Source organism: Paraburkholderia sediminicola, from assembly GCF_046026895.1.
Taxonomy (GTDB): domain Bacteria; phylum Pseudomonadota; class Gammaproteobacteria; order Burkholderiales; family Burkholderiaceae; genus Paraburkholderia; species Paraburkholderia sediminicola_C.
This window is the reverse complement of record NZ_JAQQEU010000088.1, coordinates 21,232-27,231: the sequence shown is the minus strand read 5'-3', so window position 1 is coordinate 27,231 and position 6,000 is coordinate 21,232. Positions and strand designations below refer to the sequence as shown.

Sequence of the window (6,000 nt, the reverse complement as noted above, 5' to 3'; positions counted from 1 at the left end):
TAAGTACTACTCGTTAGCGTGTTTGCCTCCCAGGCGTTTTCGGTCCTCAGTGCAACGGCATGACTGGCGCGAAAACTCGCCTCTCTTTTTTGCTTGATTTGCACAGCCGCGGGCGATGCGCCGGGCAGATGAGACCACGGTGAACGCAAGCGGCTCATTGGTTTAAGTCGTCCCGCAGATACCGATCGGACAAAGACCATTGCACCCACCTCGACTTTGCGCGCATGGTTGCATTCTTGTTCGTTAAACAATTCCTCGCTTGACGAGGCTTGAACGACCGTCAAGGAGAAATTTGACCGTCTCTTATGGGGTCGAACTCAGCTGGCCAAAGTCACGGTCCCTCCAAAGGGCGTCGGCACGCACGCTATACTGCATATCCATAGTCCTGCCCATGGGCACCAACACTACGCTAGTCTGGCTCGAAGGCAGGCGTGCACCAGTTTTCGCCCCCTTAGCTCATTTGGTAGAGCACTTGACTTGTAATCATGAGGTGGTCTGTTCGAATCAGACAGGGGGCACCAGATTGACGCGACGGGTCACGCGATGTTTGCGTGGCCCGTTTCGCTATCCGGCGTTGCCTTAGCCTGAGTCCCGCTGTGCGTTACTGCCGCCAGAATCAATCAGAATGCCCGTTGGGCAATGCGGAATTCGCGCGCTGACGACACGGCGACAATCCGCTCCGCGTTCCATGTCGCCAAAGGTCGTCAAAGGTCGCGCGTTCGATAAACCCTCTGCTCCTGCAGCGCCCGCCGATATGCTTGTAACGCCGTGAAAAAGAGCCGGGCGCGAGGCCCGACTAAATGACGCGCGACTTTCCGAGAGCAACGTCGCGCACCTGAGAGAACTCAATTCTCGACGGATCCTGAGCAGCTTTCAGTGACGGCGCTCACTATCGTGAAGTGATTCGCACCCCCTATTTCGCTCGCGCGATGAACCCCTGCTCCTGCATCGCGCCCACGTAGTTTCACAGGCCCACCAGCATGTCGATCTCGCATTGATCGTCTCCCAGTAGCACGCGAAACCTCCGCTCCTGGAGCATCGGTCGCTATTACGCAGTCCCGGCTCGCGCGCTCATCCGGCGATAGTCGGGCCACTTTCGGTCACTGAAGTGCCAGCCATTGGAAGGTCGAAATCTCGCGCGCGATCGCCTGCCGAATAGGGGAAAACCATCGCTCGTATGCTTCCGAACCTAGACGGCTGCGGCGGCGTTTCGAGCCACAGGCCTGCTACGGGCGCTGTGCAGTCGCGCGAGCTAAAGTTTTTGGCTAACGCGCCGTTATTACCGTGAATGTGGTAGCGATTGCCTCTCGTCCGCTAAGAGGCAAAGCGAACCAGGCGTTCGTGCCACGCGCTTTCACATGACTGTTTGGGCAGGATGATGCTCGTTTGAGTAGCGCCATTTGGGCAGTCAATTCTATGTGTTACGACCCAAAGAATATGATAAGCAAACTGCCAGAGCGACGCTTTGGCGACGCACGTAGCCTATAAGCAGCGAAAAAATGGCAAAAATCCACTTTACAAAATATCCCGGAGACTTGACGGGACAACGCGCTTTCAGGCTGCTCCGGTCCGATTCGGGTAGCGTGGCCTTGGAATTCGTTATTTTGCTGCCCTTTCTCATCATGGTCGTCCTTGGGATCTTCGATGGCAGTTTGATGCTCTATGACAAGGCCGCAATTACCAACGCCGCTCGTGCAGGTGCAAGAGCCGGCACAGTACTTCAAGTTCGGCCCCTCAGTACAGCCCAGATCGCAGCCATCACGACCGCTAGTGCGCAAGGTAGCCTCGTAACAAACGGCAATGCAAGTCCCCCGACCGTCACCGTAACCCAGCCGAACGGAACAAACTCGGGAAGTCCGCTCCAGGTCACGGTTTCGTACACTTATGACGGTTTAGTGCTCGGTTCCACATTGAGTGTCATCACTGGTCCGATAGTGTTGAATGCGACCGCCGTCATGAATTACGAATAACACATGACCGACCATATGCGATGCCGCAATTATGCCGGCCCCACTCACCCGCGCCGGGTCAAATGTGTAAGGGCGCGTTGGTTCGCGTGCGACATTCCACGCTATCGACGTCAGCGCGGGTCGATGAGCATAACGATACTTTTCTCGCTAGTCGCAGCGTTCGCGGCCGCTGCGTTCGCGATCGATCTCGGACGTATATTTCTAGCCCGTTATGAATTGCAGAACGCAGCTGACGCCGCAGCTCTCGCGGGTGCCGGTTCGTTGCTTCCCGGTAGCCCGAACCCGAATTGGAGCCTTGCCCAAGCCAAGGCTGCGAGCGCGATCAGCCTAAATAGCTCAGACGGTATCCAGCTGACCACCGCGTCGGCGCAAAGCGGATTCTGGAACTTGGCGGGTTCCCCAGCGGGCATGCAAGCATCGACGATATCGCCTGGTACATATGACACTCCGGCGGTAAAAGTCACAGTTTCTCGCGCGGCAGGACTTAATGGTGGTCCTGTTAGTTTTTTCTTCGCCCCGCTTTTCAGCATAAGTAATGGTTCCGTCACAGCGACCGCTGTAGCCGTAGTTTCTGCGCCGGGATATATCGCACCGGGTGGCGCATTCCCGATGGCAATCGGTCAATGTATTTACGGCCAGTACTGGAACGCTCAGACTGGTGCGCCGACGATTGATCCGTCGACCGGCCAAGCTTATGAGGTTCAAATCGGTAATGGCGCGTCGTATAACGGTTGCGAAGCGGGTCAATGGACATCCTTTCTCACGGATGCAAATGATGTGCCGACTGTACGTGGGCTGATGCAAACTGGAAACCCAACCGCGCTGAGCATAGGCGATTCGATATGGATCCAACCTGGTGTCAAGGCGACCCTTTATCATTCTGTGCCAACAAAAATCGACGTGTTGGTTCCGGTTGTGGCTCAGGTTACGACGGGAAACGCGGCGATCGTTGGCTTCGCTGCTTTTCACATCGATCCTCCAGATCCGGCCGACAAAAATCCGAAGTACATACAAGGCCATTTCATAACAGGGTACGAAATTACCACTGGCGGCGCCGCGCAAGCCGGTCCGTACTATGGAGCTTACGTACCCCCGCGTTTGGCTCAGTGAGCTTGATCTGGATTACGTACTGACGAAGACCCGAGCTCGAATTCCACGGCTGCCCCGGACAGCGATGACATGGCAAGTCGGATATGCATTCCAAGCTGGTATGAGCACCGTGAGCTTGCCGCACCCCGATTTGTGACCTGTCGATGCCATGGGCAATTCGTCGCGCCGGTCAGCCTGTGGCCGCGCGCGGCGGCGCGGTCTTCCGGTCCGCGTGCATCGCCCTAATGAGCGGGCCGCACCACATCGCGATACAGCGATGCGCCCATCGTGACCATTTTGGCCAAGCTCGGATTATCTATCAGGTGGTGGCTATCGATTACCTTGCCGTGCCGGTACGCAAGCGGATAAATATCGCTGCTGGTGAATATTCCGGCATTCTCGATGGTCGTGTGGACCAGCACGAGGTTCTGGCCCGGAAGATCGGTAAATACCAGGTCCGCCCGGTCGAGGACCGTCATCTCGTATTTGACGTGGACGATCGCGCGAATCCGCGTGCCGGGGACTGAGTACTGGTTGACACGTCGATCGTGCTGGTCTTTGAGGAACACCAGGCCTTTATCGGCGCCGTGCTCGATTACGTACGGATCGTCGAGTGGTGCGCCGCATCCGGTCTCAGCCTGATAGACAATACGTAACGGGCCGGATTCGTACGACGCGATCCAGTCGACGCCCTTAATGTCGCTTGGCTGGCGTCTGGTTTCGGGGATCCGCCCGGCATGCATATCCGCGGTACCGGAACTTGCGGCTATTGTTTTACCGGTGGTAAAGGCGAGGAATACGGCGAGCAGTAGACGTCTTTTCATTGGAAGTTGGCTTACCGTTGCCGGATGAGACTGGGCCACGGTCATCCAGTGGCCAGAGCATGCAACGTAACGCGATCGCAAACGCGAATACGTCGGCCTTCCTTTGCAATTACGCCGCGACTCGTCAAGGACTTCAGCACGCGCGACACGGTCTCACGGCTGACTTTTGCCATTGCCGCGATAGTCGCCTGGTCGGGGAGTTCGATCAGCGGCGATTCATCCTTTTCCGCATTGTTGATCGCCGACTCGATGACAGCGGAGATTCGGGCATCCGCGCGCGGCAGTCCCTGCACCGCGTGACGTTCGACAAGATGCATAACCCGAAGGGCCATGGAGTTGATTAACACGCGCGCTACATTGGGCTCGTTGAATAACTCCCGGGCGTGGGATCGGCTGAAAAGGGCCACGGTGCTTTTTCTGATGGCCGCGATGTTCCCGTGGATGGAGGAATTGCAAACAATCGGCTCTTCTCCACCCCATTGTCCAGGGTTAATTACGCGTCCCGGGATTTCGCGACCGTCCTCGGAGAGGGTGGACGTTCGCAATTGTCCCGATATAACCAGCACGAATGGGGATCGTGGGTCACCCTGAAAGCAGATGTAGTCACCAGGCCCGAATTCGGTGAGGCGGACCATCTCGCTTACTTTCTTTATGAGGTCATCGCTCGCCCCCAAAAAAAGGGGCTGCTCTCTCAGCAGGATTTGCATCGTTTCCCGACCATTGTTAATTTTATCGCCTTAAACAGCGGCGTGAATTCTACAAAAATTTAACATTTATTGCATTTTGTCCCCATTTTAAAAAGATTTTATTTAGTTGTAACATTTGCCATGGTAAAAATGACCGCACGCAGACATGGACCGCATATTCAGCGAAAAACGCCGGCGGATTCATCAGACGGTTGCGGGCGTCGAGCCCGCTTATTGCCCAGCTTCCGATATAGAACGCCACTGCCAGCGATTCATATTCGAGACAACACCTCTAAATGGACCCATTAAACGCGGAAAAACCTGTCGCGCCCCTACTTCGCCGCATCGCCACTCTAATGAAACGGCGATCGCGAATCGCGCGGACGTAATTCTGAAGGCCGACCAGCATGTCGATCTCGCGCTGATCGTCGCCCGCTATTGCTGCAACACCGTCCGCCGCCGCTGAAGCGAAGCTCGGGACAGCGAACCTCACCCTCGGTTGTCACTCGTCACGCGCGGGTCGCTCTGCATCTCCGGGGACGACACGCGTGGACTTGAGCAACGGCGAATGACGTCGGGCCGCCGGCCGACACGATTTTATTCAAGACCGTTGGTTGCGTCGTAAGCTGACGTCGATTCCGCGCCTCATCTACAGTCCGCAACGGATCGGCAAACGGCCACTCAGCAAGCCACCAAGAAACTATGTGGAGGCGGGCTGCCCACTTTATCGCCGACATCCACCTCTCACTCGCAGGTTACGCGGTGGGATGTTGTCGTGTGATGTTCCAGCAATCCGCGTTGGCGGCATTCCAGGGAGCATAGTGGCCCTGGCCGACGGGCGTCACATTGTCGCCAGTTGGGGGGCGGCGCAATCGTGCCGCCCCAAGAAGGCGTATCGGCGCCATTGAAAAAGGCCAGTTCATGCCCCGGGCCTTTTTGTCGCGCTCGACCATACAGGCCTCGTAGGCATCGCCTTTTCCCCGACACATTATCGGGGGCGTCAGGATTAGGACGAAATCGTACGCCAGCGTTTCAGTCAAGCCGTCTCCCTGGCAAGGAGAACAATCGGATGGCTTCATCGAGAACGAGTGCTTGCCCGGCCAGGTTCTGAGCCCATGCGGCGCTTTGCTCCACAAGCGCTGCGTTCTGCTGGATTGAACTGTCCGGAGGGCGGCCGCAATCCCACTGGTACTGCGTGTGCGTGAAACTGCCAATGAACAGGTTTCACTCGGAAACAACGCCGTTATGGTCGCGAAGTTCTACGGATGTGAATCACCGGGACTTGCATCCTTTACTGCGACGCGCTGGGTTTGATCGCCACAGCTTGGTTTATGCAGCAGAAGTTTGTATCGTGCCGTGAATAACGCATACTTGCGCCGAGCAGTCCCTATGCAAATTGATTCAAGAACCCTCGCTGCAAAGCCGTAAACA

At 56.5% G+C, this 6,000-nt stretch carries 6 protein-coding genes and 1 tRNA gene; 4 read left to right on the top strand and 3 right to left on the bottom strand.

The genetic code is table 11. The features are described 5' to 3' along the window. The first annotated feature begins 445 nt into the window (after nt 1–445). From PQR02_RS34750 to PQR02_RS34740, 3 genes are all read left to right on the top strand, one after another. A tRNA-Thr gene (locus PQR02_RS34750) sits at nt 446–521 on the top strand. Nucleotides 522–1,499: 978 nt separating this feature from the next. Then, nucleotides 1,500–1,970 (top strand): TadE/TadG family type IV pilus assembly protein, encoded by a 471-nt coding sequence (locus tag PQR02_RS34745; protein WP_408242347.1) that lies wholly within the window; start codon nt 1,500–1,502, stop codon nt 1,968–1,970. Nucleotides 1,971–2,093: 123 nt separating this feature from the next. Beyond that, on the top strand, nt 2,094–3,080 hold the full coding sequence (locus PQR02_RS34740) for a TadG family pilus assembly protein (RefSeq protein ID WP_408242345.1): 987 nt from the start codon (nt 2,094–2,096) through the stop codon (nt 3,078–3,080). A 221-nt stretch (nt 3,081–3,301) separates the two neighbouring features. On the opposite strand, the gene PQR02_RS34735 is transcribed toward PQR02_RS34740, so the two are convergent. Beyond that, entirely contained in the window at nt 3,302–3,928 is a 627-nt protein-coding gene (locus PQR02_RS34735; RefSeq protein ID WP_408242343.1) for a hypothetical protein, read from the bottom strand. Then, nucleotides 3,925–4,590 carry a Crp/Fnr family transcriptional regulator gene (locus PQR02_RS34730; RefSeq protein WP_408242341.1) on the bottom strand — a complete coding sequence of 222 codons (666 nt, stop codon included), beginning with the start codon at nt 4,588–4,590 and terminating at the stop codon, nt 3,925–3,927. The genes PQR02_RS34735 and PQR02_RS34730 overlap by 4 nt, the downstream gene beginning before the upstream one ends. 145 nt (nt 4,591–4,735) lie before the next feature. On the opposite strand from PQR02_RS34730, the gene PQR02_RS34725 reads away from it, so the two are divergent. Continuing rightward, a complete protein-coding gene (locus PQR02_RS34725) occupies nt 4,736–5,035 on the top strand; it encodes a hypothetical protein (protein ID WP_408242339.1) in 300 nt (99 codons plus the stop codon). Nucleotides 5,036–5,324: 289 nt separating this feature from the next. Here the strand turns inward: PQR02_RS34725 and PQR02_RS34720 are convergent, their stop codons facing one another. Then, nucleotides 5,325–5,609, bottom strand: coding sequence for a hypothetical protein (locus PQR02_RS34720; RefSeq protein ID WP_408242337.1), 285 nt, complete (start codon nt 5,607–5,609; stop codon nt 5,325–5,327). Nucleotides 5,610–6,000: the final 391 nt, after the last annotated feature.

Excerpts from the sequence above, each read along its gene's own strand:
- PQR02_RS34745 (WP_408242347.1), top strand. The coding sequence starts at position 1,500 with ATGGCAAAAATCCACTTTACAAAATATCCCGGAGACTTGACGGGACAA.
- PQR02_RS34740 (WP_408242345.1), top strand. The coding sequence starts at position 2,094 with ATGAGCATAACGATACTTTTCTCGCTAGTCGCAGCGTTCGCGGCCGCT.
- PQR02_RS34735 (WP_408242343.1), bottom strand. The coding sequence starts at position 3,928 with ATGACCGTGGCCCAGTCTCATCCGGCAACGGTAAGCCAACTTCCAATG.
- PQR02_RS34730 (WP_408242341.1), bottom strand. The coding sequence starts at position 4,590 with ATGCAAATCCTGCTGAGAGAGCAGCCCCTTTTTTTGGGGGCGAGCGAT.
- PQR02_RS34725 (WP_408242339.1), top strand. The coding sequence starts at position 4,736 with ATGGACCGCATATTCAGCGAAAAACGCCGGCGGATTCATCAGACGGTT.